This window comes from Streptomyces flavochromogenes (assembly GCF_000717595.1).
GTDB classification, from domain to species: domain Bacteria; phylum Actinomycetota; class Actinomycetes; order Streptomycetales; family Streptomycetaceae; genus Streptomyces; species Streptomyces flavochromogenes.
The window spans coordinates 117,211-141,006 of sequence record NZ_JNZO01000003.1 but is presented as its reverse complement, the minus strand read 5'-3'; the positions used below and the strand labels follow the sequence as shown (position 1 = coordinate 141,006).

The 23,796-nt window shown below is 69.9% G+C and carries 22 protein-coding genes and 1 riboswitch; of the genes, 7 read left to right on the top strand and 15 right to left on the bottom strand.

Annotated elements, in window-relative coordinates:
• Positions 1-66: 66 nt before the first annotated feature.
• The 3 genes from IF00_RS0104405 to IF00_RS0104395 all read right to left on the bottom strand — a co-directional run bounded on the left by IF00_RS0104405 (position 67) and on the right by IF00_RS0104395 (position 3,024).
• Positions 67-1,116, bottom strand: a complete 1,050-nt coding sequence (locus IF00_RS0104405) for a C40 family peptidase (RefSeq protein ID WP_030314399.1) — start codon at positions 1,114-1,116, stop codon at positions 67-69.
• Between the two features lie 267 nt (positions 1,117-1,383).
• Positions 1,384-2,748, bottom strand: coding sequence for an NYN domain-containing protein (locus IF00_RS0104400; RefSeq protein WP_030314397.1), 1,365 nt, complete (start codon positions 2,746-2,748; stop codon positions 1,384-1,386).
• A gap of 33 nt (positions 2,749-2,781) precedes the next feature.
• Positions 2,782-3,024: a hypothetical protein gene (locus IF00_RS0104395; RefSeq protein WP_030314394.1), complete on the bottom strand. Its 243-nt coding sequence runs from the start codon at positions 3,022-3,024 to the stop codon at positions 2,782-2,784.
• 157 nt (positions 3,025-3,181) lie between these two features.
• Between IF00_RS0104395 and IF00_RS0104390 the strand changes: the two genes are divergently transcribed.
• Together IF00_RS0104390 and IF00_RS0104385 are read left to right on the top strand one after the other, a co-directional pair.
• A complete protein-coding gene (locus IF00_RS0104390) occupies positions 3,182-3,925 on the top strand; it encodes a rhomboid family intramembrane serine protease (protein ID WP_030314392.1) in 744 nt (247 codons plus the stop codon).
• A complete protein-coding gene (locus tag IF00_RS0104385; protein ID WP_015033007.1) occupies positions 3,922-4,203 on the top strand; it encodes an Lrp/AsnC family transcriptional regulator in 282 nt (93 codons plus the stop codon). Before IF00_RS0104390 ends, IF00_RS0104385 begins: the two co-directional genes overlap by 4 nt.
• 71 nt (positions 4,204-4,274) lie before the next feature.
• Here the strand turns inward: IF00_RS0104385 and IF00_RS0104380 are convergent, their stop codons facing one another.
• The 6 genes from IF00_RS0104380 to ctaE form a co-directional block, all read right to left on the bottom strand.
• Positions 4,275-5,696, bottom strand: coding sequence for an aminotransferase class V-fold PLP-dependent enzyme (locus tag IF00_RS0104380; protein WP_030314389.1), 1,422 nt, complete (start codon positions 5,694-5,696; stop codon positions 4,275-4,277).
• A gap of 251 nt (positions 5,697-5,947) precedes the next feature.
• Positions 5,948-6,064, bottom strand: a riboswitch (SAM riboswitch).
• Positions 6,065-6,151: 87 nt separating this feature from the next.
• The gene (gene trpD, locus IF00_RS0104375; protein ID WP_030314386.1) at positions 6,152-7,216 is read right to left on the bottom strand and encodes an anthranilate phosphoribosyltransferase; all 1,065 of its coding nucleotides are present in this window, start codon (positions 7,214-7,216) and stop codon (positions 6,152-6,154) included.
• Between the two features lie 131 nt (positions 7,217-7,347).
• On the bottom strand, positions 7,348-8,970 hold the full coding sequence (qcrB, locus tag IF00_RS0104370; RefSeq protein WP_030314384.1) for a cytochrome bc1 complex cytochrome b subunit: 1,623 nt from the start codon (positions 8,968-8,970) through the stop codon (positions 7,348-7,350).
• Positions 8,967-10,019: a cytochrome bc1 complex Rieske iron-sulfur subunit gene (gene qcrA, locus IF00_RS0104365; protein ID WP_030314382.1), complete on the bottom strand. Its 1,053-nt coding sequence runs from the start codon at positions 10,017-10,019 to the stop codon at positions 8,967-8,969. The genes qcrB and qcrA overlap by 4 nt, the downstream gene beginning before the upstream one ends.
• The gene (qcrC, locus tag IF00_RS0104360; RefSeq protein WP_030314380.1) at positions 10,016-10,825 is read right to left on the bottom strand and encodes a cytochrome bc1 complex diheme cytochrome c subunit; all 810 of its coding nucleotides are present in this window, start codon (positions 10,823-10,825) and stop codon (positions 10,016-10,018) included. Before qcrC ends, qcrA begins: the two co-directional genes overlap by 4 nt.
• 74 nt (positions 10,826-10,899) lie before the next feature.
• A complete protein-coding gene (gene ctaE / locus IF00_RS0104355) occupies positions 10,900-11,520 on the bottom strand; it encodes an aa3-type cytochrome oxidase subunit III (protein WP_030314378.1) in 621 nt (206 codons plus the stop codon).
• Positions 11,521-11,722: 202 nt separating this feature from the next.
• Between ctaE and IF00_RS0104350 the strand changes: the two genes are divergently transcribed.
• Positions 11,723-12,124, top strand: coding sequence for a DNA-binding transcriptional response regulator (locus tag IF00_RS0104350; RefSeq protein ID WP_030314377.1), 402 nt, complete (start codon positions 11,723-11,725; stop codon positions 12,122-12,124).
• A 5-nt stretch (positions 12,125-12,129) separates the two neighbouring features.
• On the opposite strand, the gene IF00_RS0104345 is transcribed toward IF00_RS0104350, so the two are convergent.
• The 4 genes from IF00_RS0104345 to ctaC all read right to left on the bottom strand — a co-directional run bounded on the left by IF00_RS0104345 (position 12,130) and on the right by ctaC (position 16,598).
• Positions 12,130-13,383: a L,D-transpeptidase gene (locus tag IF00_RS0104345; protein ID WP_030314374.1), complete on the bottom strand. Its 1,254-nt coding sequence runs from the start codon at positions 13,381-13,383 to the stop codon at positions 12,130-12,132.
• A 121-nt stretch (positions 13,384-13,504) separates the two neighbouring features.
• Positions 13,505-13,903: a cytochrome c oxidase subunit 4 gene (locus IF00_RS0104340; protein WP_017238857.1), complete on the bottom strand. Its 399-nt coding sequence runs from the start codon at positions 13,901-13,903 to the stop codon at positions 13,505-13,507.
• Complete coding sequence (gene ctaD / locus IF00_RS0104335; RefSeq protein ID WP_030314372.1) at positions 13,900-15,636, bottom strand: aa3-type cytochrome oxidase subunit I; 1,737 nt, start codon at positions 15,634-15,636, stop codon at positions 13,900-13,902. Before ctaD ends, IF00_RS0104340 begins: the two co-directional genes overlap by 4 nt.
• Complete coding sequence (ctaC, locus tag IF00_RS0104330; RefSeq protein WP_030314370.1) at positions 15,633-16,598, bottom strand: aa3-type cytochrome oxidase subunit II; 966 nt, start codon at positions 16,596-16,598, stop codon at positions 15,633-15,635. Before ctaC ends, ctaD begins: the two co-directional genes overlap by 4 nt.
• A 685-nt stretch (positions 16,599-17,283) precedes the next feature.
• Between ctaC and IF00_RS0104325 the strand changes: the two genes are divergently transcribed.
• Positions 17,284-18,681 (top strand): cysteine desulfurase/sulfurtransferase TusA family protein, encoded by a 1,398-nt coding sequence (locus IF00_RS0104325; protein ID WP_030314368.1) that lies wholly within the window; start codon positions 17,284-17,286, stop codon positions 18,679-18,681.
• Between the two features lie 244 nt (positions 18,682-18,925).
• Here the strand turns inward: IF00_RS0104325 and IF00_RS0104320 are convergent, their stop codons facing one another.
• Positions 18,926-19,900: a carbohydrate kinase family protein gene (locus IF00_RS0104320; RefSeq protein WP_030314366.1), complete on the bottom strand. Its 975-nt coding sequence runs from the start codon at positions 19,898-19,900 to the stop codon at positions 18,926-18,928.
• A gap of 133 nt (positions 19,901-20,033) precedes the next feature.
• Here IF00_RS0104320 and IF00_RS0104315 point away from each other — a divergent pair, with 133 nt between their 5' ends.
• Together IF00_RS0104315 and IF00_RS0104310 are read left to right on the top strand one after the other, a co-directional pair.
• Positions 20,034-20,240, top strand: a complete 207-nt coding sequence (locus tag IF00_RS0104315; protein WP_030314364.1) for a hypothetical protein — start codon at positions 20,034-20,036, stop codon at positions 20,238-20,240.
• A gap of 68 nt (positions 20,241-20,308) precedes the next feature.
• A complete protein-coding gene (locus IF00_RS0104310; protein WP_030314363.1) occupies positions 20,309-21,829 on the top strand; it encodes a hypothetical protein in 1,521 nt (506 codons plus the stop codon).
• A gap of 83 nt (positions 21,830-21,912) precedes the next feature.
• Here IF00_RS0104310 and IF00_RS0104305 read toward each other — a convergent pair whose 3' ends face one another.
• Entirely contained in the window at positions 21,913-22,269 is a 357-nt protein-coding gene (locus IF00_RS0104305) for a HesB/IscA family protein (RefSeq protein WP_015033024.1), read from the bottom strand.
• 282 nt (positions 22,270-22,551) lie between these two features.
• Here IF00_RS0104305 and nadA point away from each other — a divergent pair, with 282 nt between their 5' ends.
• A complete protein-coding gene (nadA, locus tag IF00_RS0104300; RefSeq protein WP_030314362.1) occupies positions 22,552-23,748 on the top strand; it encodes a quinolinate synthase NadA in 1,197 nt (398 codons plus the stop codon).
• Positions 23,749-23,796 lie beyond the last annotated feature (48 nt).

Here is a 23,796-nt window from a genome sequence, read left to right as displayed (position 1 = left end):
CAGGTCAGCTCGCGTCGCGGGGAACCACCCGATTGGGCGGTTCGGCGCGGGTCGCGTCGCGGCGGGTCAGCCGCCGATGCGGACTCCGAACTGGAACGTGCCCATGTAGTTCATGGACTCGTAGCGGACGTAGGCGCCCGGCTTGGGGGCGTGGAGGATCGTGTTGTTGCCCGCGTACAGACCCACGTGCGACAGGCTGTTGAAGAAGACCAGGTCGCCGGGCCTGAGCTGGCTGCGGCCGATCTTCACGCCGTCGTTCTGCTGGGTGTAGGTGGTGCGCGTGAGGTCGACGCCGGCCTTGCCGTAGGCCCACTGGGTCAGACCCGAGCAGTCGAACGAGCCGGGACCCTCCGCTCCGGGGTCGTACGGCATGCCGATCCGGGTGGCGGCGGCGCTGAGCGCGGCGGCGCCGAAGCCGGAGGCGGCGGCCTCGTTGCCGAGGTCGATGCGCTCGCCGGCGTCACGGCTGGCACGCTGCTCCTTCGCGCGCTCCTCCTGCTCCACCTTGGCCCTCTCGGCCGCGGTGAGGGTGTTGAGGAGCTTCTTCGCATCGGCCAGCTTGCTCTGGTAGCTCTTCTTCTTGGCGCCGAGGGCCTTGCGGACGTCCTCGAGGTCGGCGAGCTTCGTCGTGGCCTCGGCGCGCTGCTGCGCGAGGCTGCGCTGCTTGGACTGGATCGAGGTGAGGACGTCGGCCTGCTGGGCACTCAGCTGGTCGATCGCGGACGCCTTGTCGAGGTACGTGTCCGGGTCGGCCGAGAGGAAGAGCTGGAGCGCCGGGTCGATGCCGCCGGAGCGGTACTGGGCGCTGGCCACCGAACCGATCTGGTCGCGCAGGGTGTTGAGCTCCTGCTGACCGCGGGCCACCTTGTCCTGGAGGTTGCCGACCTCCTGCTGCAGCTTCCCGCGGCGTTCCTCGGCCTGGTTGTACTGCTCGATGGCCTCTTCGGCCTCGTGGTGCAGCTTGTCGACCTTCGACTTGACCTCGTCGATCTTGGGCTTGGCGGGGGCCGCCTGGGCGCCCGTCTGGGCGGTGAGCGCTACGGCGGCGGCCGCGGTCGCGGTGAGTACGGTCACGCGCATGCGGCTCGGCTGCTTGGGTCGACGGTGGGACGCCACGAAGGCGAGCTCCTTCTTCCTCAGAGCCGCCCAACCGGTATCGGGCAGGCGGTTCCTCCGCCGCCACCCCGGATGGGTGATCAACCGCGCGAAGGTTCGAGCCCCGACCCTAGTGACCAAGTTGTGATCAGTTCAAATCCCACTGGCAAAAATATCGCCCACGGACCACTTAATTTACACGCACCACACGGGCAGTGATGGGCACTTGACCGTCCGCCCTCCATAATTCGGGCATACGACACAAGAGTTGCGATGTGGTGCGATGCTTCAGGAGAGCCGCGAAAGCCGCTTCAGCAGCAAGGCGGACGCCACCGGGCGTGCCCCGGCCTTCGCCACCCCGTCGGCCACCTCGCGGTCGGTGGAGACCACCACGACCGGCCGGCCCGGCGGCTCGGCGCGGACCAGCTGACGGATCAACTCGTCGGCGGTCACACCGGGCTTGGAGAACAGCACCCGCACCCCGCGCGGCGGTGCGAGGAGCACCGGGGCCGCCAGCTCCGCCCCGTCGAAGACGCAGGTGACCTCGGCGCCCGAGCGGGCCGCGAGGGCCGACAGGCTGCCGAGCAGCCGCAGCCGCTGCTTCTCCAACGGCATCGTGGGATAGCCGGTCTTGGTGACGTTGTAGCCGTCGACGACCAGATGGGCCTGCGGCAGCGCGAGGAGCTGGTCGAGCAGCGCCGGGTCGGTCTCGGAGAGCGCCCGCGCCGCGATGTCCTTCGGGGACATCCGCCCCGGCTCCACCGCGTCCACGGTGTCCGCCGGGTGCACCGACACGGGGGGCAGCGCGAGTTCACGACGCAGCCCCTGGGCGGCGTCGAGCACGGTGTCCAGCAGCAGCCGCAGCCGCATGTCCTCCACCGAACGCCCCTCACGGGCGGTCCTGCGGCTCGCCTCCAGAGCGGCCTCGACCTCGCCGAGCCGGGCCTTGAGCCGCCGGCTCTCGCTCTCGGCGGACGACACCTGGGCGGCCGCCTCCGCCCTCGCGGCGTCGATCTCGCCCTGGACGCGGCGCAGCGCGGCCTCGCCGCGCTTCACGTCGCTCTGGGCGCTGCGCAGCTTGCGGTGAAGCGATTCCGCTTCCTTCCGGGCCGCCTCCAGATCGTGGCGCAACTGCTCGGTCTCACCGCGCGAGCGGTCCCGGGCGGCGGCGAGTTCCTCGCGCAGCCGCTCCAGTTCACGTCGGCCCGCCTCGTCGGCCCGCTCCGCGTCGACGCGCTGAGCCTCCTCGCCTGCGGCGGCCACCAGCTTGACCCAGCCCGGCGGGCGCAGCACATAGGCCGCGGCCGCCACGTCGACGGGGTCGGCCGCGGCGGGCGGGGTGCCGGTCTCGACGGCTCCGGCCAGCTCGGGCTGGCCCTGCTTGAAGCGCTCGCCGATCCGCTGCCGGAACAGCAGGTCGCTCTCCAGGGCCGCCGCCATGGCGTTCCCGGCGAACTTGGCGCGCCGGCTCGCGGTGAACCGGGCGTACTGCCTCAGGGGTGCGGGCAGCTCCGCGACGGTCAGCCCGCCGAAGGCGTCGGCGACCAGCGCGACGACCCGCCGCCGTACGCCTTCCGGCAGTGGGTGGTCGAGCGTCTCGGCAGCGTCACCTGCCGCGCCGGCCGGCTCTCCACCGTGCGCGGGCTGCTCCACGATCCGTCACCCCTATGTCATCCGCGCCGTCCCTCAGGAGGCGGCGCCCGGCCTGTCCACCAGTTCGATCTGATCCACCGCGTTGCACCAGCGGCAGCGGACCGACTCGATGGTCTCACTGACCACCTGCCGCTCCTCGACCGTCGGGTCTCCCGCGAGGTCCAGATGGACGTACTCCACGACCTTGGAGGAGCGCGTCACGTCGAAGCGGGTCAGGTTGCCGCAGAGCGTGCAGCGCCACCGGGTGTCGGCGGTCGGCAGGGGAACCGTCGTCATCGTGCCGTCCTTCTTCCTGTTGCGTGGTACCAGGTGCGGAGCCGCGGTGCGCCGTCGAACTGCGGTCGTACTGCCCGTTACCCTACGGCCTCGTCGGTACGCGGGGGCACGGCGAGGCACTCTGTCCAGTTCGGCCCCGGTACGCCATGATCTGTCCATGATCGACTGGCGAGGTGCGGTCCGTGCTGTCCTGGGGTCCTGGCGGGGCACCCGCGGCGGCCCCGCGGTGACGTACGGACTGATCGCCGCCTGCTGTCTGCTCTTCGTGATCGGCCCGGTCTCCGGGCTCAACCCGGCGTACGGCACGGGGGACGAGCTCCTCGCGGCGCAGGGCGTGTACTTCCGGCGCTGGGGTGTGGTCCCCGCGGAGCTGATGAGCGGGGAGCCGCGCGCCCTGCTCACCCCGCTCACCGCGCTCTTCGTCCACGGCAGCTGGCTCCACCTGCTGGGAAACATGCTGTTCCTGTACGTCTTCGGGGCGATGGCCGAGGAGCGCATGGGCCCCGGCGGGTTCGCCCTCTTCTACCTGGGCACGGGGTACCTCGCGCTGCTCGGGTACGCGGTGGCGCACGCGAACAGCGAGCAGACCCTGGTCGGGGCCTCCGGGGCGATCTCCGGGGTGCTCGGGGCCTTTCTCTTCCTCTTCCCGCGCTCCCGGGTCACCAGTCTCTTCCCGTTCCTCTTCTTCCTGCCGCTGCGCTTCCCGGCCTGGATCGTGCTGATCTTCTGGTTCGTGCTCCAGTGGCTGGCCGCGCGGGCGGCGGGCGCGGGCCCCGGCGTCGCCTATCTGGCCCACGTGGTGGGCTTCTCCGTCGGCTTCCTGTACGCCTGGGGGCGCTACCGGGGTGGGGATAGAGTGAAAGCCCAAGCCGCGGCGACCGAGGGAGAAAGCCAGCCGTGATCACCGCGATCGTGCTCATCAAGACCAGCGTGGACCGCATCCCCGAGATCGCCGAGTCGATCGCCGGGCTCGACAGCGTCAGCGAGGTCTTCTCGGTGACCGGCACCTACGACCTCATCGCCATGGTCCGCGTGCCCCGTCACGACGACCTGGCGGACGTCATCCCCGGCAGCATCAGCAAGATCCCGGGCGTCGAGGCCACGGACACGCATGTCGCCTTCCGTACGTACTCCCAGCACGATCTGGAGGCGGCCTTCGCCATCGGTCTGGAGTCCTGAGACCTCGTCTTCGGCACGGGTGAAGGGGGCCTCCCGCTCGGGAGGCCCCCTTCACCCGTACGAGTGAGTGCTCAGCCGCGGTCCGGGACGCAGCGGCCGTCCTCGGTACGGTACTTCCACTGCGCGCCGTCGCGGACGAGCTCCTTCACGGCGCCGACGAACCGCTCCACGTGCTCGTCCGGCGTACCGGCGCCGAAGCTCACCCGGATGGCGTTGAGCGACCTCTCCCCCGGGGCCGCCTCGGGAGCACCGCATGCGCCCGGGTCCTGCGGGTCGCTGCCGAGCAGCGTGCGGACCAGCGGGTGGGCGCAGAAGAGACCGTCGCGGACGCCGATGCCGTACTCGGCGGAGAGCGCGGCGGCGAAGTGGGAGCTGTTCCAGCCCTCCACGACGAACGAGATGACGCCGACGCGCGGCGCGTCGTCGCCGAACAGCGAGAGCACCTTGACCTCGGGGACGTCGGCGAGTCCTTCCCTGACCTTGGCGATCAGGTGCCGCTCACGCGCGACGAGGGTGTCGAAGCCGGCCTCGGTGAGCGCCTTGCAGGCGGAGGCGATGGAGTAGACCCCGATGACGTTCGGGGAACCGGCCTCGTGCCGGGCCGCGGTGGTGTGCCACTCCACGTCCACACCACCGTCGGCCCGACGGGCCACCTTGCGGGAGGCGCCGCCGCCCGCGAGGTAGGGCTCGGAGTCCTGCAGCCAGTCGGCGCGGCCCGCGAGGACGCCGGAGCCGAAGGGCGCGTACAGCTTGTGCCCGGAGAAGGCGATCCAGTCCACGTCGAGTTCCTGGACGGAGACCGGGTGGTGGGGCGCGAGCTGGGCGGCGTCGAGCACGATCCGGGCGCCGTGCGCGTGCGCGGCGGCGGCGAGCTCCTTCACCGGCCACAGCTCACCGGTGACGTTGGAGGCACCGGTGACGCAGACCAGGGCGGGACCGTGAGGATCGCGGTCGGCGAGAGCCCGCTCCAGGGTGGCGACGGCCTGCTCCGGGGTGCGCGGCGCGTTGAGGTAGGTGACGCGGGCGTCCCGCCAGGGCAGCAGCGAGGCGTGGTGCTCGGTCTCGAAGACGAAGACCTGGCAGTCGGCCGGGAGCGTGGCGGCGAGCAGGTTGAGCGAATCGGTGGTGGAGCGGGTGAAGACGACCTGGTCGCCGGGTCGGCAGTCGAGGAACTCGGCGACGGTGGCGCGGCTGTTCTCGAAGAGGTCGGTGGAGAGCTGGGAGAGGTACCCGGCCCCGCGGTGGACGCTGCCGTAGTAGGGGGCGTACGCGGCGACGTCGTCCCACACCCGCTGGAGGGCCGGCGCGCTGGCAGCGTAGTCGAGCGCCGCGTAGGTCACCTCGCCGCCGGTCACGAGCGGGACGGTGACGTCGCGGCCGAGCACGGGCAGCGGCGCGGCGCAGCAGGGGTCGGCGGTGTCGACGGAAGCGGTCTCGACGAGCGTGGCGGCGGTCTCGACGGTGGCGACGGCGAAGTCAGGGCGTGCGGACATGGCGGTATCTCCCGGCGGGCGGTGCGGAATGGCTTCGGTGATCCCGTACGCGGCCGGAGACGGCGGGGTACGGGTGAGGCCTCGGAAGACACGGGTGCGCGGGGGCACGGGGAGACTCAGGGGTACACGGGGTACGCGGAAGTGACCCTGATCCGATGATCCGAGGGTGAAGAAGGGGCGTACTCGCCCTATCGCATTCGCTTGCTCACGGAAAAAGCTCCTCGAGAGACCAGGACCCCTGGTGTTCGAGGGGTCCGCGCTTGCCGTAGACCTCGCTGCCTACGGCCTGGTCATCACCCGGGGCACCCCGCCACGGACGGAGGGTTGCCGGACAGCAAGCCGGGGCCAAAACGCTGTCACTCGTGACCTGTAGAGCATCCTGCCACATGATCGCCGAAGCGCAAGACCCCGGTCCGCATACTGGACCGGGGCCGTGGGCGTACGACGCGCGAGGGTCAGGCGTTGCTGGCGGCGACCCAGCGCTCCAGGGCCCGGCGGGCCTCGCCGGAGTCGATCGACTCCGCGGCCTTCTCGATGCCGGCGCGGATCTGCTCCGCCAGGCTGCCCCCGCCCGGGGCGAGCGCGGTCAGCGCCGCCGCCGAGTTGAGCAGCACCGCGTCCCGGACCGGACCGGTCTCCCCCGCGAGCAGGCGGCGGGCCACGTCGGCGTTGTACGAGGCGTCCGCGCCGCGCAGCGCCTCCACGGGGACGAGGCCGATGCCGACGTCCCGGGGGTCGAAGGCCTCCTCCCGCACCGAACCGTCGCGGACCACCCAGACCCGCGAGGTGGCGGTGGTGGTCAGCTCGTCGAGGCCGTCGTCGCCGCGGAAGACGAGCGCGGAGGAGCCGCGCTCGGCGAGCACCCCGGCGACGATGGGCGCCACCCGGGCGTCGGCGACACCGGTCGCCTGGGACCTGACGCGGGCCGGATTGGTGAGCGGACCGAGGAAGTTGAAGACGGTCCGGATGCCGAGCTCCTTGCGGGCCATCGCCACATGGCGCAGCGCCGGGTGGAACTTCACGGCGAAGCAGAAGGTGATCCCGGCCTCCTCCGCGACCTCGACGACCCGCTTCGGGGTCAGGTCCAGATTGACGCCGAGCTTCTCCAGGACGTCGGAGGCCCCGGAGGCGGAGGACGCGGCCCGGTTGCCGTGCTTGACGACCTTGGCGCCGGTGCCGGCGACGACGATCGCCGACATGGTGGAGATGTTGACGGTCTTGGCGCCGTCGCCGCCCGTGCCGACGATGTCGACGGTGTCGCCGGGCACCTCGATCGTGTTGGCGTGCTCGTACATGGTGCGGACGAGGCCGGTGATCTCCTCCACGGTCTCGCCCTTGGCGCGCAGGGCCACGACGAAGCCGGCGATCTGGGCGTCGGTGGCCTCGCCGCGCAGGATCCGGTCCATCGCCCAGGCGGTGTCCTCCGCACTCTGGTCACGGCCGGACAGCAGACCGTCCAGGACGACGGGCCAGGAGCGGCCCGCCGACGTAGGTCCTCCAGCGGGGGTCGCAGCGCTCATGGCAGCTCCTGGTCAGTCCGTAACGGCTAGGGCTCCACCCTATCGACCCCCGGGGACGGCAAAGAGCCCCGTCCATCGAATGGACGGGGCTCTCACCGTGGCGACTTGTCGAAAGTCAGGAGTTCAGGTGATCAGTGGTGGCCGTGGCCGCTCTGGATCTCCTTGTACTCCTCGACCGTGGGCTTGGCGATCTGGCTGTCACCGCCGTAGTAGCCCTTGTTGAGCTTGACCCGGAGCTTCTCCATGCGCCCGATCTTCCGCTCCACGCCGTTCTCGTCGACGGCCGGCGGAAGCGCCGCCGCGTCGTACTGCTCGTGCGCGGTGAGACGGTGCAGCTCGCCCTGGCTGAGCGGCTCGTGGATCTCGACGAACTCACCGTGCGGCAGGCGCTTGATGATGCCGGACTCGCGACCGTGCAGCACCTTGTCCTTGTCGCGGCGCTGGAGGCCGAGGCAGATCCGCTTGGTGACGATGAACGCGATGACCGGGCCGACGAAGAAGAAGATCCGCACGAACCAGGTGATCGAGTTGAGCGACAGGTGGAAGTGCGTCGCCCAGAGGTCGTTTCCACCACCGATGAGCATGATCATGTACGCGGTGATCCAGGCGACACCGAAGCCGGTGCGCGTCGGAGCGTTGCGCGGGCGCTGCGCGATGTGGTGCTCGCGCTTGTCGCCGGTGATCCACGACTCGATGAACGGGTAGACCGCGATCGCCGCGAGGACCGCCGGGAAGATCGCCAGCGGGATCATCACGCCCAGGACGAGCGTGTGGCCCCAGAGGTTGATCTCCCAGCCCGGCATGACACGGATGAGACCCTCGGCGAAGCCCATGTACCAGTCGGGCTGGGCGCCGGTGGACACCTGGTCCGGCCGGTACGGGCCGAGGGCCCAGATCGGGTTGATCGAGGCGATCGCGGCGATGACCGCGATGACACCGAAGACCAGGAAGAAGAAGCCTCCGGCCTTGGCCATGTAGACCGGCAGCAGCGGCATGCCCACGACGTTCTTGTTCGTGCGGCCGGGGCCCTCGAACTGCGTGTGCTTGTGGAAGAACACCAGGATGAGGTGGGCCACCACGAGGCCGAGCATGATGCCGGGCAGCAGCAGGACGTGGGCCGAGTAGAACCGGGCCACGAAGTCGCCGCCGGGGAACTCCCCGCCGAACAGGAACATCGACAGGTACGTGCCGATGACCGGCACGGACAGGATCGCGCCCTGCATGAAGCGGACACCGGTGCCGGAGAGCAGGTCGTCCGGGAGCGAGTAGCCGGTGAAACCGGTGAACATGCCCAGGAAGAACAGCAGGAAGCCGAACAGCCAGTTGATCTCACGGGGCTTGCGGAACGCACCCGTGAAGAACACGCGCATCATGTGCACGAACATGCCGGCGAGGAAGATCAGCGCCGCCCAGTGGTGGATCTGCCGGATCAGCAGACCACCGCGCACCTCGAACGAGATGTGCATGGTCGAGTTGAACGCCTCGGACATCAGCTGTCCCTGGAGCGGGACGTACGGTCCGACGTACTCCACCTCGTTCATCGACGGGTGGAAGAACATCGTCAGATAGACGCCCGTCAGGATGATGATGAGGAAGCTGTAGAGGCAGATCTCGCCCAGCATGAAGGACCAGTGGTCCGGGAAGATCTTCCGCATGTTGGCCTTGGCCAGCGTGTAGATCCCCAGGCGACCGTCGGCCCAGTCGGCGACCCGCTCACCGGCGGGCGCTTTCTTCGTATCGGTCACGGTGCTCATCCGCGCTCCCAGAAGGACGGACCGACGGGCTCGTCGAAGTCGCCGAGCGCCTCCAGGAAGCCCTTGTCGTTCACGCCGATCCGCAGCTGCGGGAGGGCGTGACCGGCCGGGCCGAAGATGACGCGGGCGCCGTCGGAGAGGTCGAAGGTGGACTGGTGGCACGGGCAGAGGACGTGGTGCGTCTGCTGCTCGTACAGGGAGATCGGGCAGCCCACGTGGGTGCAGATCTTCGAGAAGGCGACGATGCCCTCGTGCGACCACTCGAGCTCGCGCTTGTCCTTGATGTCCTCCGGCTGGATCCGGACGATCATCAGGGCGGCCTTGGCGATCTCGACCTGGAAGTCGTGGTCGTGCTCCGAGAGGCCCTCGGGCATCGCGAAGGTCAGCGAACCGACCGCGACGTCCTCGGGACGCAGCGGCTCGTGCGTGTTCATGTTGATGAGCTGAAGACCCTTGGCCCACATCGTGGTCCGGAGCTTCTTCTCGGGCAGCGGGCCCATGTCCCGCAGCAGCACGATGCCGGAGAGCGGAACGAGCGACAGCGCGCCGAACATCGTGTTGCGGATGAGCTTGCGACGCCCCATGCCCGACTCGGCGGCACCGGCCGCGAAGTCCGACATGACCTTCGCCTTGGTCTCCGGGTCGGCCGCGATCGGGTGACGCTCGTCCGCGATCTCGACGTCGGACATCAGGGTGCGGGCCCAGTGGACCGCGCCCGCGCCGATGAAGAAGAGCGCGAGACCCAGGGTCCAGCCCAGCGCGAAGTTGAGCGCGGACACCCGGCCGAAGGGCCAGATGTACACGATCTTGTCGACCGGGAAGATCACGTACGAGGCGATGAAGCCGATCGTGGCCAGCATCGACAGCGTGAACATGAACGCCACCGCGCGCTCGGACCGACGCGCGGCCCGCTCGTCGATGTCCTGGATGCGGGGCTTGTGGGGCGGGAGGCCCGGGTCGGCGAACGGGTCGTCGGCGACCTTCACCGCGCCGTGCGCGGTGTCCTGCCCTGCCGGCAGGTTCTCTTCTGGAATCTCTTGGCTACTCATGACTTCTTGGCCTTAGCGGTGTGGGCCGCGACCCAGACGGCAACAGCGATCAGCGCACCCAGACCGAAGACCCAGGCGAACAGGCCCTCGGAGACGGGGCCGAGGCCACCGAGCGAGAGACCGCCCGGGCTGTCGGCCTTCTCGCCGTTGACGGCCTGGACGTACGCGATGATGTCCTTCTTCTCCTTCTCCGGCATGGTCGTGTCCGGGAAGGAGGGCATGTTCTGCGGGCCGGTCTGCATGGCCTCGTAGAGGTGCTTCGGGCTCACGCCTTCGAGGTTCGGGGCGTACTTGCCGTAGGTCAGCGCGCCACCCTCACCGGTGAAGTTGTGGCACTGGGCACAGTTGGTGCGGAACAGCTCGCCACCCTTGGCGATGTCAGCACCGTCAGGGCTGTACTGGCTCTCGGTCGGCGTGATCGGGCCGGCACCGAGAGAAGCGACGTACGCCGCGAGCTGATCGATCTCAGCCTGCGAGTAGATGGTCTTCTTCTTCGGGACCTGGGCGCCCGGCTGCTGGGCCGGCATGCGGCCCGTGCCGACCTGGAAGTCGACGGCGGCCGAACCGACGCCGACGAGGGAGGGGCCGTCAGAGGTGCCCTGACCGCCGGTTCCGTGGCAGCTGGCGCAGCCGACGGAGTAGAGCTTCTTCCCCTCCTCGATGGCGAGGGACTGGGCGGTTTCATCGGCCTTCGCCGTGCCCGCGGGCGCGAACGCGGCGTACAGCCCCCCAGTGGCCGCCAGCGCGAGAAGTAGGACGACGACCGCCGCCAGCGGATGGCGTCGTCGTGCGGAGAGCTTTTTCACGGATTACCCCGGTGTCAGGATCTTCTGCGTCGATGCTTGCTGGATGTCTCGGTCCGCCGTGTCGGCGGCGCCGACTACTTGATCATGTAGATCGTGGCGAAGAGGCCGATCCAGACGACATCGACGAAGTGCCAGTAGTAGGACACGACGATGGCGGCGGTTGCCTGCTCGTGAGTGAACCTCTTGGCGGCGTACGTCCGGCCGAGGACCAGCAGGAAGGCGATGAGACCGCCCGTCACGTGCAGGCCGTGGAAGCCGGTGGTCAGGTAGAACACGGAGCCGTACGGGTCCGACGAGAGCGAGAGGCCCTCGTGCTTCACCAGCTCGGTGTACTCGAAGACCTGTCCGCCGATGAAGATCGAACCCATCACGAACGTGATGATGAACCACGACCGGAGCTTCTTCACGTCGCCCCGCTCTGCGGCGAAGACGCCGAGCTGGCAGGTGAGTGAGGAGAGCACCAGGATCGTGGTGTTCGTCGCCGAGAACGGGAAGTTCAAGGCGTCTGCCTTTTCCGTCCAGTACTCGGCGCCCATCACCGATCGAAGGGTGAAGTACATCGCGAAGAGGGCCGCGAAGAACATCAGCTCGGAGCTCAACCAGATGATGGTTCCGACGCTGGTGAGGTTCGGTCGATTGACCGACGGGTGCGCGTGCCCTGTTTCTACTGTCGTTACTGTCGCCACGACCGACATTATGTCGGTCGCTTATCCCGCCCTCACTCCGGGGGGTGCCGTTCGGAGTGTCAGAGGGGTGTGTCCAGCCCATACGGCCCAGCGCGAGGGCCCCCCGGCACCCTTCGAACAGGTGTTGAACGGGTGTTGACGGGGTGTGGACCGGAGTAGCATCCGCGCATCGGTCGACGACGACCCACCCGCCTTCCCAGCCGGAGGAACGATGCAGTCGAGTGCCACGGTCCTGGTCTACAGCGATGACGCGAACACCCGCGAGCAGGTGCGGCTGGCGGCCGGGCGCAGGCCCGCGTCGGACGTCCCCCCGGTGGAGTTCGTGGAGTGCGCGACGCTGCCGGCGGTGCTGAAGCGCCTGGACGAGGGCGGCATCGACGTCTGTGTCCTGGACGGCGAGGCGGTTCCCGCGGGCGGCATGGGCGTCTGCCGGCAGATCAAGGACGAGGTCTTCCACTGCCCGCCGGTGCTGCTGCTCATCGGCCGCCCGCAGGACGCCTGGCTGGCCACCTGGAGCCGCGCGGACGCCGCGGTCACCCTTCCGGTCGAACCGGTCGAGTTCGCGGCGTCCTTGGCCTCCCTGATCCGCTCGCGCCTGTCGATCGACGCGTGAGCTGATCAGATCGAGGGCCTGAGGCGGGCCTTCTCCGTGGTGGCCACCGGGTTTCCGGCGGCCTCCACCAGGGCGCTGCCCTCCCGCCACTTGGCCCAGGTCAGGTTCCAGTCGCCGAAGCCGTTGCCGAAGGTGTCCATCGTGTTGCCGAAGCTGTTGACGACGCGGACGATGTCGCCGGGGCGGACGGTCTCGTAGAACCAGGCCGCGTTCCCCGTCGACATGCCGACACAGCCGTGGCTGACGTTCGCCACGCCCTGCGAGCCGACCGACCAGGGCGCGGCGTGGACGTACTCACCGCTCCAGGTGACCCGGGTGGCGTAGTAGACCGGCAGGTCGTACGACTCCGAGCTGCCCTCCGCGATGCCGATGCTGGTGCCCCGCATCCGGACGTAGTACTCCTTGCCGAGCACCACTTTGATACCGTTTCGGGTGGAGAAGCCCGGCTTGCCGGTGGTCACCGGAATGGTATTGATCACTTCTCCGTTGCGCCGCACGGTCATGTAGTGCGACCCGGCGTCCGCGACGGCCTCGATCCGGTCCCCGATCGTGAGCTTCAGCGGCTTGGAAGCGCCGCCGTAGAGCTTGTCGCCGACCTTGAGGCCGTCCAGGTTGCCGGTGATCGTGACACTGGCGCCGGCCGGCCAGTACTCCTTCGGGCGGAAGTGCAGCTTCTTGTCGTCCACCCAGTACCAGGCGCCCTCGACTGACGGCGTGGAGCGGACCTTGAGGGCCCGTTCGACGACGGCACGGGCCTCGCGGTCCTTGACGGGGAGGCTCAGGTCGGCCGTGATGGGCTGTCCGACGCCGTATGTGCCCGCCTCCGGACCGAAGGTCGCGGTCAGCGCCCGTTTGGCCGGGGCCGTCTCGAAGGTGAACGTACGGGCGCCTGGAGCGCCGTCCTCGTCCTCGGTGGCGACGCGGACCGTGTAGCGGGTGCCGGCGGCCAGGGCGACCGTGGAGCGCCAGCGTCGCCCGTCCGCGGTGAGTTCGCCCGCGAGATGGCGGCCCGCCGTGTCTATGGCGGTGACGTCGGTGATCCTGCCGTCGTCGCCCTTGGCCGTGACCTCCAGGGGCTTCTCGGGGTCGGCCTTGGCGCCGTCCGCGGGGGCGCTGACCGCGAGCTGGTCCGCCGCGTCATACGCCCTCGCCGACAGGGGATGGCCGTCCGAGCCCGCGCACGCCGAGGCGGCTGCGGTGACGGTGACGGCCAGAAGAGTGCAGCTCAGAACAGTCCGAATGCGCGGCGTGTCGTTCATGACTTCACGCTAAGGACTGTCCTCGGCACCAGCGCGCCGAGTGCGCCAAAAGAGGGGCCCGGACACTTCGGTGACGAAGTGTCCGGGCCCCTCGGGTGCTCCGGTGCGGAGCGGGGTACCGCTACTGGTTCTGGTTCTCGCCGCGGTAGAACTCGAAGACCCAGCCGAACAGGCCGACGAGGATCAGCGGGGCGGAGAAGTACAGGATCCACCAGCCCATCGCGATGGCGAGGAAGGCGAGCGCGCCGCCGACGGCCAGCGACAGCGGCTGCCAGCTGTGCGGGGCGAAGAAGCCCACTTCACCGGCCTCGTCCGCGACGTCGGCCTCCTTGTCGTCCTGCGCCATCGCGTCGACACGCTTGGCCGTGAAGGCCAGGTAGTAGCCGATCATGATGGACAGGCCGAACGCCAGGAACAGCGCCGTCGTACCGACCGGCTCCTTCGACCACACGCCGTACAGGACGGCCATGGCGAGGATGAAGACGCTCAGCCAGATGAACATCTTGCCCTGGATCTTCACTTGCCGGCCTCCTTGCCGCCCGCGAGGGCCTCGGCCACGTGACCCTTGTTCTCGAGCTGGTCGAGAGCCGCGATCTCAGGGTGGTGCAGATCGAACGCCGGGGATTCCGAACGGATCCGCGGCAGGGTGAGGAAGTTGTGCCGCGGCGGCGGGCAGGACGTCGCCCATTCGAGCGAACGGCCGTAGCCCCACGGGTCGTCGACCTCGATCTTCTTGCCGTACTTGGCGGTCTTCCAGACGTTGTAGAGGAACGGCAGGATCGACAGACCGAGCAGGAAGGAGGAGATCGTCGAGATCGTGTTCAGAGCGGTGAAGCCGTCGGCGTCGAGGTAGTCCGCGTAACGACGCGGCATGCCCTCGGCACCGAGCCAGTGCTGCACGAGGAAGGTGCCGTGGAAGCCGATGAACAGCGTCCAGAACGTCATCTTGCCGAGCCGCTCGTCCAGCATCTTGCCCGTGAACTTCGGCCACCAGAAGTGGAAGCCGGCGAACATCGCGAAGACCACGGTGCCGAAGACGACGTAGTGGAAGTGCGCGACGACGAAGTACGAGTCGGAGACGTGGAAGTCCATCGGCGGCGAGGCCAGGATGACGCCGGTCAGACCACCGAAGGTGAAGGTGATCAGGAAGCCGATCGTCCAGAGCATCGGTGTCTCGAAGGACAGCGAGCCCTTCCACATCGTTCCGATCCAGTTGAAGAACTTCACGCCTGTCGGTACGGCGATGAGGAACGTCATGAAGGAGAAGAACGGGAGGAGCACGCCACCGGTGACGTACATGTGGTGCGCCCACACGGTCACGGAGAGACCGGCGATCGCGATGGTCGCGGCCACCAGACCGATGTAGCCGAACATCGGCTTGCGGCTGAAGACCGGGATGACCTCGGAGATGATGCCGAAGAACGGCAGCGCGATGATGTACACCTCTGGGTGGCCGAAGAACCAGAAGAGGTGTTGCCAGAGCAACGCTCCACCGTTGGCCGCGTCGAAGACGTGTGCACCGAACTTGCGGTCCGCCTCGAGGGCGAACAGCGCGGCCGCGAGGACCGGGAAGGCGAGCAGGACCAGGACACCGGTCAGCAGCACGTTCCAGGTGAAGATCGGCATGCGGAACATCGTCATGCCCGGAGCGCGCATGCAGATGATCGTGGTGATGAAGTTGACCGAGCCGAGGATCGTGCCGAAGCCGGAGAAGGCCAGACCCATGATCCACATGTCCGCGCCGATACCCGGCGAGCGGACGGCGTCCGACAGCGGGGAGTAGGCGAACCAGCCGAAGTCGGCCGCACCCTGCGGGGTGAGGAAGCCGGCCACCGCCATGATCGAGCCGAAGAGGTACAGCCAGTACGCGAACATGTTCAGCCGCGGGAACGCCACGTCGGGCGCGCCGATCTGCAGCGGCATGATCCAGTTGGCGAATCCGGCGAACAGCGGCGTCGCGAACATCAGCAGCATGATCGTGCCGTGCATCGTGAACGCCTGGTTGAACTGCTCGTTCGACATGATCTGCGTACCCGGACGGGCCAGCTCGGCGCGCATGAAGAGCGCCATGAGTCCGCCGATGCAGAAGAAGACGAACGACGTGACCAGGTAGAGCGTGCCGATCGTCTTGTGGTCGGTGGTGGTCAGCCACTTGATCACGACATTGCCGGGCTGCTTGCGCCGTACGGGCAGCTCGTTCTCGTACGAGTCCTCAGCTGCGGCGGCACCCTGGGTTTCGTTGTGGATGCTCACAGTTGGTTCTTCTCCGCATTCCTGGCCGGGTCCGTCTGCTCGATGCCAGACGGGATGTAGCCGGTCTGCCCCTTCTCGGCCAGCTCCTTCAGGTGCTGCTGGTAGCGCTCCGGGGAGACCACCTTGACGTTGAAGAGCATCCGGGAGTGGTCGACACCGCACAGCTCGGCGCACTTGCCGAGGAAGGTGCCTTCCTGCGTCGGGGTGACCTCGAAGGCGTTGGTGTGACCCGGGATGACGTCCTGCTTCATGAGGAAGGGGACCACCCAGAAGGAGTGGATCACGTCGCGGGAGGTCAGGACGAACCGGACCTTCTCACCCTTCGGCAGCCACAGGGTCGGGCCCGGGTTGCCGGTCTGCGGGTTGCGGTCACCGGGGATACCGGCGTCGTAGACGCCGCCGGCGTTCGCCGGGAAGTCGTCCTGGAACTTGTCCGGGATGGCGTCGAGGTTCGGGGCCGTCTGCGCGTCACCCTTCACACCCGGCACGTTCTCGATGTAGTTGAAGCCCCAGCTCCACTGGTAGCCGACCACGTTGATGGTGTGGGCCGGCTTGTCGGCGAGCGAAAGGAGCTTCGACTCGTCGCGCGCGGTGAAGTAGAAGAGGACGGACACGATGATGAGTGGCGTCACCGTGTACAGCGCCTCGATGGGCATGTTGTACCGCGTCTGCGGAGGTACCTCGACCTTGGTGCGGGTGCGCCTGTGGAACACCACGGACCACAGGATCAGCCCCCAGACCAGGACGCCCGTGGCGAGCGCAGCCGCCCACGAGCCCTGCCAGAGGGACAGGATCGTAGGAGCCTCTTCCGTGACCGGAGTGGGCATACCCAGGCGGGGGAAGTCTTCCCAGTTGTACGAGCAGCCGGTGGCTGTCGCCAGGATCAGGCCCGCAGTCAGCACCTGCGGCAGCTTCCGCCGCATCGGGCGCCGCGACGAGCGGTCGGAGCCGTTGGGACTCACGTAGCGCCTTCCCGAGAGTCTCGGCCCGCGTTGGTCGGCCACGGCCGTCCGTCTCGCTGGTCGGTCGCCGCCCCGGCCGCGGGCAGGGGTTTGGATGTTTATGCGGACCAAACCCTACTGGACGCTATTTGGGGTCGCGCGGGGAGGGTGCCCAACGCGCCGTCCGAGTCCCCGAAGGGGTGGACTCCGGGGTTCCGGAGGGGGGTCGGACGCGTCCGTTCGGCGGTCTGCCGGTGTACGGCGAGGCGGTTCTGACGAGGGCTCACGTGGGAGGGGCGGCGGGGTCGCCCACGGGGCGGCGGCAAGGGGTGCGGCCGGTACGCCGGGGCTCGCTGCGGACGGGCGGCGGATACGCCGGGGGCTTGCTGCGGGACAGGCGGCGAACGTGCCGGTGCTCACCGCGGGCGGGCGGCGAACGTGCCGGGGGCTCGCGTCGGGCTCGGCCGCCCGGGCCGGCCATGGGCTCCCCCGGACCGGCCGCGGACGGGTCACGGGCGGGCTGTCACCCGGCCCCTGACGGGCCGCGGCCTGGCCAGGGGCGTACGGCGGCCCGGCCACCGGCACGCCGAGGCGGGGGCCCCGGACCGCCCCCCCCCGGACGTGCCGCGGCCCGGTCGGGGGCGCGCGGCGTGGCCTCTCCCCGGGTGGGCGAAGGCCGTCCGCGCCCAGGCCCTACCGTGGGCGGATGCCGTACTTCGACGCCGCGTCCGCCGCCCCGTTGCACCCCGTCGCCCGCCAGGCGCTGCTCGCCTCCCTCGACGAGGGCTGGGCCGATCCGGCCCGGCTGTACCGGGAGGGGCGGCGCGCCAGGCTGCTGCTCGACGCCGCGCGGGAGGCCGCGGCGGACGCCGTGGGCTGTCGTCCCGACGAGCTCGTATTCACTCCTTCGGGGACGCGCGCGGTTCACGCGGGAATCTCGGGAGCTCTCGCGGGGCGTCGGCGTGTCGGAAACCGGCTCGTGGTCTCCGCGGTCGAACACTCCTCGGTACTGCACGCGGGCGAAAGCCACGCGGCGGCGGGCGGAGCGGTGACGGAGGTTCCGGTGGGGCGGACGGGGGCGGTGGACGCGGACGCCTTCACGGCCGCGCTCGGCTCCGGGGGCTCGGGCACGGCCGCCCTGGCGTGTCTCCAGTCGGCCAACCACGAGGTGGGCACCGAGCAGCCGGTGGCGGAGGTGGCCGAGGCCTGCCGGGCGGCGGGCGTGCCGCTGCTCGTGGACGCGGCCCAGTCGCTCGGCTGGGGGCCGGTGGAGGGCGGCTGGTCGCTGCTCGCGGCGAGCGCGCACAAGTGGGGCGGACCGGCGGGGGTGGGACTGCTCGCCGTGCGGAAGGGGGTGCGGTTCGCGCCTCAAGGCCCCTCGGACGAACGGGAGTCGGGACGGGCGCCCGGCTTCGAGAACCTGCCGGCGATCGTTGCGGCGGCGGCCTCGCTGCGGGCGGTACGGGCGGAGGCGGCGGCCGAGGGGGCCCGGCTGCGGGCCCTTGTGGACCGGATCCGGGCGCGGGTGCCGGAGCTCGTCCCGGACGTGGAGGTGGTGGGCGACCCGGTGCGGCGACTTCCCCACCTGGTGACCTTCTCCTGTCTGTACGTCGACGGGGAGACGTTGTTGCACGAGCTGGACCGGGAGGGATTCTCCGTTTCGTCCGGTTCGTCGTGCACGAGCTCGACGCTGACGCCCAGCCATGTGCTGCGCGCGATGGGGGTGCTGAGCGAGGGGAACGTCCGGGTGTCGCTGCCGGCCGGAACGGCGGAGGAGGACGTGGACCGCTTCCTCGACGTGCTGCCGGTGGTCGTGGCGGGGGTACGGGAGCGGCTCGGCGCGCCGGCGACGTCACCGGCGGCCACGCCGGGGCCGGACTCCCTGGTGGTGGACGCGCTCGGCCGGCGCTGCCCGATCCCGGTGATCGAACTGGCGAAGGTCATCGGGGACGTGCCGGTGGGCGGGACGGTGACGGTCCTGGCGGACGATGCGGCGGCACGGCTGGACATTCCGGCGTGGTGCGAGATGCGGGGGCAGGAGTACGTGGGCGAGTCGCCTGCGGCGGGGGGCGGGGTGGCGTATGTGGTGCGCCGGGTGAGCTGACACCGGCGGGCACGTACGGGCGACCGCCGGAGTGAGCCCCACGGCCCTGGCGGGCCGCGCCCCCACTGTCCGTGCCCTCGCCGCCCCGCCACCTGCCTGACCCGCACCCACGGTCGCGGTGCACACGGGGTGCGGGTTCAGGCGCGGAAGCCTGGGCCCGGCCCAGGGCGCCGTCCCGTTGTGCCCACCCTCCCCCGGCGCCCCGGCGGAACGAACGCCCACGACGGGGGAGGGCACCCGGGCGTCAGGCCAGGTGGGACTGGACTTCCGTGGCCGCCTCTTCGCCGTACGCCTTCTTGAAGCGGTCCATGAAGTTCGTGCGGCGCAGGGTGTACTCCTGCGTGCCCAGCGTCTCGATGACCAGCGTCGCCAGCATGCAGCCGACCTGCGCCGCCCGCTCGAGACCCACACCCCACGACAGGCCCGTCAGGAAGCCCGCGCGGAACGCGTCGCCGACGCCCGTCGGGTCGACCTTCGCCGTCTCCTCCGCGCACGCGACCTCGATCGGCGTGTCGCCGACGCGCTCGATGCGCACACCGCGCGAGCCGAGCGTGGTGACGCGGTGGCCGACGCGGGAGAGGATCTCGGCGTCGGTCCAGCCCGTCTTGGACTCGATCAGGCCCTTCTCGTACTCGTTGGAGAAGAGGTACGTGGCGCCGTCGAGGAGCGTGCGGATCTCGTCGCCGTCCATCCGCGCGATCTGCTGCGAGAAGTCCGCCGCGAAGGGGATGCCCCGCGTCTTGCACTCCTCCGTGTGGCGGAGCATCGCCTCGGGGTCGTCGGCGCCGATGAGGACGAGGTCGAGCCCGCCCACCCGGTCGGCGACGGCCTTGAGCTCGATCAGCCGGGCCTCGCTCATCGCGCCCGTGTAGAAGGAGCCGATCTGGTTGTGGTCCTTGTCCGTGGTGCAGACGAAGCGGGCCGTGTGCAGGACCTCGGAGATACGGACCGAGCCGGTGTCGACGCCGTGGCGGTCGAGCCAGCCGCGGTACTCGTCGAAGTCGTAGCCGGCGGCGCCCACCAGGATCGGGGTGCCACCCAGCTGGCCCATGCCGAAGCAGATGTTGGGGCCGACGCCGCCGCGCCGGACGTCGAGGTTGTCGACGAGGAAGGAGAGGGACACCGTGTGCAGCTGGTCGGCCACCAGCTGGTCGGCGAACCGGCCGGGGAAGGTCATGAGGTGGTCGGTGGCGATGGAGCCGGTGACTGCGATACGCACGGCGGGGTGCTCCTGCGGGAAGGCGGCAATGACGGACATTCACGCTACCGGCTGGTGGCCTCACTGCCGAACAGTGGAAACTACCCCAGAGTAGGTCTTTTCCCCGGGGGCGTGCGGTGCATACGGTGCGCCCATGACCATCTACCCCGCTTCACGTGAGCGACACGAGTCCGAGCTGAGCCTCGCCGACCTGCGGGGCGACGGCGCACGGATGGCTCCGCACTGGGTGACTCCGGTCGCCCCCGCGCCCGCTCCGGTCTCCCCCGCACTGATCCACGGCGTCGTCGTCCCGGCGGCCTCGGCACGGCTCATCGAGGCGACCGCCGAGTACGGCGGCTGACGGGGACGGAACCGTCCGCGCATCCGCTCCGTCCCATCGGCGTCCGGTCGAGACGAGGGAGCGTTGCGGTGAGCGGTAGGGAGAACGTACGGAGGCGGCGGAACATCATCGCCACCTCGGTGGCGGCGGGTGTGCTGCTCGCCGGGGGCGGTGGCGTCTACCTCGCCACCACGGCATCCGGTGACGGCACCGGCGCGGGCGCGGCCACCAGGGCCGCCGACGCGGCCGGTCCGCCGACCCCGCTGCGCCTGGAGGACGGCAGCGGCGGCGACACCGCCGGTGGCGACACACGGGGCGGTCCGGGCATCGCGCCCGGCGAGCCGGACCCCGGGGGCGGCCCGAACGGGACCGTCTACACAGCCAAGGGCCCACTCCCCCAAGGGCCCTCCTCGGCCGCGGTCCACCGGCCCGAGGGCCTGGTCACCTCGGCGGAGGTGACCAGGCTGGCCGAAGCACTGGGCATCTCCGGGAGTCCCTCGCTGGTGGGTGAGGTCTGGACGATCCGGCCCGAGAAGGACGGTTCGGGAGCCCGCCTCGACGTGGCGCGGAAGGCGCCGGGGAACTGGACGTACTCCTGGTACGACGGCGGTCCGGCCGGCGACGCCTGCCTCAAGGGCAGGGCCTGCCCGCCGCCGGGCGAGTCGAAGCCCGCGCCGGGCGGTACGCCGCTGAGCGAGGCGGCGGCGAAGGCGGCGGCCGCGCCGATCCTGAAGGCGCTCGGCCAGGACGACGCCAAGGTCACCGCGACCGGCGTGGTGAACGGCTCGGTGCGGGTGGTCAACGCCGATCCGGTGGTGGGCGGACTGCCGACGTACGGCTGGTCGACGGGACTGCACATCGCGCGGGACGGCCGGGCGGTCGCCGGGAGCGGGATGCTCAAGGAACCGGCGGAGGGCGCCACGTACCCGGTGATCGGGGCGGCGAAGGCGCTCGCCGGGCTGAACGAGGACGCGAAGGGCACCGGCCCGATCGGCGTGGGGCACTGCCCCACGGCCCCGCCCGGCGTGGACGGGAACGGGAAGGCCGAGGACACCCGGACCGGTGGAGAGCCGGCGCCGGGGCATGTCGAGCCCACTCCGCCCTGCCAGACGATCGTGGACATGGCCGCGCCCGACCAGGTGCCGGTGACCGCCGCGGTCTTCGGTCTGGCCGCGCGGGACGTGGACGGCGAGCGGCTGCTCGTACCCTCGTGGCTGTTCACCGCGGACCCGGCGGACGGCGCGCCGTACACGGTGGTGCGGACGGCGGTGACGCCCGAGTACCTGGCGCCGCCGGCCAAGCCCTCCCCGGAGCCGACGCCTCCTCCGGGGGACGGTGCGGCGGCCGCGCGGGTCGTCGAGTCCGTCCGGGTCCAGGGGGACGGCAGGGAGCTGGCCGTCACCTTCTGGGGCGGGGTGTGCAGCACGTACACCGTGAAGGCCGACGAGCAGCCGGACCGGGTGACGGTGCGGATCGTCGAGAAGACCGACCCCGACCGGGTCTGCATCATGATCGCCAAGGACTTCACGAAGACGGTGACGCTGAAGAGCCCGCTCGGCGACCGGCCGGTGGTCGACGCGGCGAGCGGGGAGGCCGTGCCGCGCCGCTGAGTCCGGCGGGCGGGTACGACCGAGGGCGGCGGCCCGGGATCTCTCCCGGGCCGCCGCCCTCAGGTGCGTACAGCCGGTGCGGCTTAGCTGAACGAGTCGCCGCAGGCGCAGGAACCCGTGGCGTTCGGGTTGTCGATGGTGAAGCCCTGCTTCTCGATGGTGTCGACGAAGTCGATCGAGGCACCGCCGAGGTACGGGGCGCTCATGCGGTCGGTGACGACCTTGACGCCGTCGAAGTCCTTCACGACATCGCCGTCGAGCGAACGCTCGTCGAAGAACAGCTGGTAACGCAGGCCGGAGCAGCCGCCGGGCTGAACGGCGACGCGCAGGGCCAGGTCCTCGCGGCCTTCCTGGTCGAGGAGGGCCTTGACCTTGGCCGCGGCGGCGTCGGACAGGAGGATGCCGTCGCTGACAGTGGTCTTCTCGTCCGATACGGACATCTGCTTCTCTCCCGGTGTGTACGGAGACTGCTTGCCGACGGTTGCAACCGACGGTGCCCCGGATTCATTCCGGGCCGTGTGGGGTCTTTCTCTCTTCATGCTCGCACACCCTGTCCAACTGCGGGGACGACGAAGTCCCGGCAGGGGCTACGGCGGGCGGCGGCGAAGTCCAGCGGCGGCGGCGGCGAATTCGTCACATCGACACTATGGACATCGTCAACGTGACGTGAAGGGGTTATGATAGATAGCGTCATTTAGACGAAAAGGTTCCCCGAAGAAAGGGTGCGTGACGTGACCACGGCCCAAGCCCGTCATGATCTCGACGTCCAGCCGTCGCCGCTCGCCCTGCTTCTGCTCGGTCGCGAGGCCGACCCGAAGAGCGAGCGCGGCGTGGAGTGTCCCGGCGATCTGCCGTCGCCCTCCGACCCGGACCTGGTGGAGCGCGCCCGCGCGGCCAAGGAGAAGCTCGGGGACAAGGTCTTCGTCCTCGGCCACCACTACCAGCGCGACGAGGTCATCCAGTTCGCCGACGTCACCGGCGACTCCTTCAAGCTCGCGCGGGACGCGGCGGCCAAGCCCGAGGCCGAGTACATCGTCTTCTGCGGTGTGCACTTCATGGCGGAGTCGGCCGACATCCTGACCGGCGACGAGCAGAAGGTCGTGCTGCCCGACCTCGCGGCCGGCTGCTCGATGGCCGACATGGCCACCGCCGAGCAGGTCGCCGAGTGCTGGGACGTGCTGACCGAGGCCGGCGTCGCCGAGCAGGTCGTGCCCGTCTCGTACATGAACTCCTCGGCCGACATCAAGGCCTTCACCGGCAAGCACGGGGGCACGATCTGCACCTCGTCCAACGCCGAGCGCGCCCTGAACTGGGCCTTCGAGCAGGGCGAGAAGGTGCTGTTCCTGCCGGACCAGCACCTGGGCCGCAACACGGCCGTCCGCGACATGGGCATGTCCCTCGACGACTGCGTTCTGTACAACCCGCACAAGCCGAACGGCGGGCTGACCGTCGAGGAGCTGCGCGCCGCCAAGATGATCCTGTGGCGGGGCCACTGCTCGGTGCACGGCCGCTTCTCGCTGGACTCGGTCAACGACGTCCGCGAGCGCGTCCCGGGCGTGAACGTGCTCGTCCACCCCGAGTGCCGGCACGAGGTCGTCGCCGCCGCGGACTACGTGGGCTCGACCGAGTACATCATCAACACCCTGGAGGCGGCCCCGGCCGGTTCCAAGTGGGCGATCGGCACGGAGCTGAACCTGGTCCGCCGCCTGGCGAACCGATTCGCCGACCAGGACAAGGAGATCGTCTTCCTCGACAAGACGGTCTGCTTCTGCTCGACGATGAACCGCATCGACCTGCCGCACCTCGTGTGGACCCTGGAGTCGCTGGCCGAGGGCAACCTCGTCAACCAGATCCAGGTCGACAAGGAGACGGAGAGCTTCGCGAAGCTCGCGCTGGAGCGGATGCTCGCTCTGCCGTAACGGTTCTCCGGTACGTACGCCGAAGGGGCGCCCCGCGTGATCGCGGGG